Annotated in this window: 1 protein-coding gene; it reads right to left on the bottom strand. The window is 67.7% G+C overall.

What is annotated here, in order from left to right; genetic code table 11:
- The coding region (locus tag BRAS3843_RS19565) for an AMP-binding protein (RefSeq protein ID WP_035982226.1) at positions 1 to 706 on the bottom strand (706 nt) is incomplete at both ends.

The following is a 706-nucleotide window of genomic DNA, read 5'->3' as shown; positions in this document are numbered from 1 at the left end:
GGGCGCCTTGGCATCATCCAGCACGTAGGCGAGCCGCTCGGCCGGATAGCCGGGGTCGAGCGGCAGGTAGGCCCCGCCCGCCTTGAGGATGCCGAACAGCGCCACCACCATCTCGAATGAGCGCTCGGCCAAAACGCCGACCACGACATCGGGGCCGACGCCGAGCTGCTGCAGATGATGCGCCAGCTGGTTGGCGCGGCGGTCGAGCTCGCCGTAAGTCAGCGTTGCGTCCTCGAAGCGCAGCGCGATCTTCTCCGGCGTCCGTGCCGCCTGTGCTGCAAACGGCGCATACAGCAGGCTCTGCGGGTACTTCACTGCCGTGGCGTTGAACGCGCTCACCACCTGGTGCCGCTCGTCCTCGCCGAGTGATGACAGCGCCGCCAGCGGCCGCGCGGGATCGGCGACGATCTCACCCAGCAGCCGCGCAAAATAGCCGAGCAGCCGCTCGACTGCTGCAGCCTCGAACCGTTCGCGATCCGCAATCAACCGGAACCCCAGCTGCTCGCCGACCGTGACCTGCAAGGTCAGCGGATAATTGGTCCGCTCCACCGGGCTCACCTCGCTGATCCGGATCGTCTCGGCGAGGCCGCCCAGCGCCGACATCTCGGCCGGATAGTTCTCGAACGCGACGATGCTCTCGAACAGCGGCGTGCCAGCCGGCACCTCGCTCCAGCGCTGCACCTCCGCAAGCGGAGTGGACTGATAA

This window comes from Bradyrhizobium sp. STM 3843, assembly GCF_000239815.1.
Taxonomy (GTDB): Bacteria; Pseudomonadota; Alphaproteobacteria; order Rhizobiales; family Xanthobacteraceae; genus Bradyrhizobium.
The sequence above is the reverse complement of the archived record's forward strand: the minus strand, read 5'-3'. Positions and strand labels throughout refer to the sequence as shown.